Source organism: Nostoc sp. CHAB 5715, assembly GCF_020829685.1.
GTDB lineage: Bacteria > Cyanobacteriota > Cyanobacteriia > Cyanobacteriales > Nostocaceae > Nostoc.
This window is the reverse complement of record NZ_JAIVFR010000930.1, coordinates 1-2,923: the sequence shown is the minus strand read 5'-3', so window position 1 is coordinate 2,923 and position 2,923 is coordinate 1. Positions and strand designations below refer to the sequence as shown.

Genomic DNA, 2,923 nt, shown 5'->3' with positions numbered 1-2,923 from the left:
TGAGGCTAATAGCAAAAGTCCACGCTTAGTGGACTAAGAAAGGCTTTTAGTCCACTAAGCGTGGACTTGGACTATAAGAGAGGAACTTCAGTTCTGGGCGGTTTATGTCTAGAACGAAATAGCCCTGCGAGAGCGGAAGGCGGTTTCGGTGATTGGGTTTTAGATATTGAGCCAGTGCTACTAAACATGGCGAGGGGGGCTTTAAGAGACTATTCCCCCCCTTTACAAGGGGGGTTAGGGGGGGTATTAGACACTTTGGGTAACAAATATAGCTTTTCAAACATCCTCTTAGAGGCTGCTTTTGGGTTACTCCGAGCAATATATTCACAAATTTCATCTAAATCTTTAATTGCTGCTTGATATTTATATGTCATGTTAAGTACAGCATTTCATTAATTCGTAGCAAATCAAATTTAGTAATACCTTGCAATGCCAATGCGCCGGCCGCATTGTTAATGCGTCCCCTTACAATGCCAATGCATCGGGATGCATTAAAAACGCTACGCTTTTACGCAAAACTGTATTAAGGCTGCATACTCAGTATTGGTCATGCCGGGGTCATGAATGTACACCAATGAGAATTCTTTGAGATGCACCGTACTTGATTTCCATTTTTAGAAACAGTACCTAATTCACAACTACTTCAGCCCTAACTCAAGCGTGTTGATATTTCAGCCTATGCAAGTAGATCACCTTAACTACGGCAAATTTACCAAGTGATGACAAAATCAAATAAATGATGGGCCATTTCTAATTTAGAACAAGGTGCGATCGCTACCTGATTTCCTTGGCTATCTAAAAATATCGCTTGATTATTATCACTCCCAAAACCACTATCAGGCTGATCGATGGGATTGGCAACAATCGCATCTAATTTTTTACTCTGTAACTTTTCTAACGCTGGGTTGACAATATTTCCAGTTTGTGCAGCAAAACCAATTAATTTCTGATGCGGCTGTTTAATTTTTGCTAATTGGGCGATTATATCCGGTACTGGTTCCAGGGGTAAGGCTTGGGGGAGCGATCGCTTGGGTAATTTCTCTGTACTATAATCTTTTGGCTTCACATCTGCCACGGCTGCTGACATCACAATTACATCAGCGTTAGGTAAATATCCCAGCATGGCGTGCTGCATTTGCTCGGCACTAATAACAGGAATCGCTTGCACTCCTAATGGTACATCCCAATTAGCAAGGCCATGTACTAGGGTGACACTTGCGCCTCGGTGAAGTGCGGCTTGTGCTAAAGCTAATCCCATTTTACCTGTGGAAGGATTGCCGATAAACCTTACTGAGTCAAGATACTCCCGCGTTCCCCCAGCACTAATTAAAACTCGTTTACCAGCTAAATCTCGTTTACCTTGAGTGTGTAACAACGATTGGATGTGAGCGAATATTTCTGGAGGTTCTGCTAATCTCCCAGCACCGATGCGATCGCACGCTAATAAACCTGATGCTGTATTCATCCCATGATATCGGCTATCGATCAATAGCTGTTGCCAATTTCGCTGCACTGATAGCTGTTCCCACATATCCGTATTCATTGCGGGTGCTAACAGCACCGGACAAGTAGAAGCCAGCACGGTATTTGTGAGTAAATTATCCGCCATCCCGTAGGCTAACTTGGCTAATGTATTAGCTGTTAAGGGGGCAATTACCATGACATCTGCCCATTCACCCAACTCAATATGCAAAGGACGAGAGTGAGTTGCTTGCCAAAAATCATCATCTGTGTAGGCGGGATGACGAGATAGAGTGGCTATTGTCAGAGGCGTGATAAATTTTTGCGCCGAACGGGTGAGGATGACTCGCACCTCCACCCCAGTTTTAAACAGCGTCGAAACCAACGCACAGATTTTGTAGGCGGCGATACCGCCACCTACAGCAATTAGAACCCTGTTCAACTTTGGATTAGTCATGGTAAAAAGTTAGGAGTAAGTAGTAACTTAGGAGCAAGTAGTTACGAATATTAATTTGCAACTCCTGTACAGACGCGATTAATCGCGTCTCTCCTAACAGACGCGATTAATCGCGTCTCTCCTAACCTCAACTACGCTTCATCGTAGGGTTCCAAGTCTAAGAGGTAGATATAGGGTTCAACTAACTCTGGACGCTGAAATGCGATCGCTCGCAATAAATGCCAATCATTTAAACCCTCAAAAGCATTACTATAATTATCTAGCTCCAGACGTGTAGCCAGTTCTTCTACTTCTGCCACAGTCATGGCAGCAATTTCTTTCTTGGAAATGCTTAGAGTTGTCATAATGCTAGCCCCTGCCTTATGCAGCACTCGCCTTCAGCATGGGTTAAGTTGCGCTCTTTCGCAGCCTCCCAATATATATTACTCATTAGAAGTCATTAATTTCGTGAAAATTGTCAGAATTTGTACCAGAATTTATAAAAAATTCGTAATCCTGACTAAGCATCCTGACTAAGCAATTGTATTTACAACGAAATTTCGTAACACATCTAACGTTTGTGGATTTATTTCATGTCCCATATCAAATTCGTGGTATTCTACCGCCACTTTTAGAGACTTTAGAGTTTCTCGTGCCTTCAAAGCAGCTTGCAGAGGCACAACTTCATCATATCTCCCGTGGCTGATTAAAGTCGGCGGAATCCCTTTTTGATCTGCCGTTACTGCATCAGGATGTAAATACCCACTCATGACAGCTAAACCTGCTAGGGGCAATTTTGAGCCGACATCTAAAGTCATTGCCCCGCCTTGAGAAAATCCACTTAAAATGGTGCGTGACAAAGGTACGCCAGTGGTACTTTCTAAAGATTGCAAAAAATCTATTAGCAATTGCCGACTTTCTGCCAATCCTTGATACATATTCTCCACCCGCAGGTCATACCATGCCCTCCCTACTGGGGAATAGGGATAAGGATAAGGTGCGTTGGGTAATATAAATTGGTAATCG

The 2,923-nt window shown here is 43.2% G+C and carries 3 protein-coding genes; all 3 read right to left on the bottom strand.

What is annotated here, in order from left to right:
- Positions 1-709: 709 nt before the first annotated feature.
- The gene (coaBC, locus tag LC574_RS33870; protein WP_229457987.1) at positions 710-1,918 is read right to left on the bottom strand and encodes a bifunctional phosphopantothenoylcysteine decarboxylase/phosphopantothenate--cysteine ligase CoaBC; all 1,209 of its coding nucleotides are present in this window, start codon (positions 1,916-1,918) and stop codon (positions 710-712) included.
- Between the two features lie 131 nt (positions 1,919-2,049).
- Positions 2,050-2,262: a DUF2555 domain-containing protein gene (locus LC574_RS33865; protein WP_229457986.1), complete on the bottom strand. Its 213-nt coding sequence runs from the start codon at positions 2,260-2,262 to the stop codon at positions 2,050-2,052.
- 168 nt (positions 2,263-2,430) lie between these two features.
- The coding region (locus tag LC574_RS33860; RefSeq protein ID WP_229457985.1) for an alpha/beta hydrolase at positions 2,431-2,923 on the bottom strand (493 nt) is incomplete at its 5' end.

Bases quoted from the DNA above. Each gene is read 5' to 3' on its own strand.
- LC574_RS33865 (WP_229457986.1), bottom strand. From the start codon at position 2,262: ATGACAACTCTAAGCATTTCCAAGAAAGAAATTGCTGCCATGACTGTG.
- coaBC (WP_229457987.1), bottom strand. From the start codon at position 1,918: ATGACTAATCCAAAGTTGAACAGGGTTCTAATTGCTGTAGGTGGCGGT.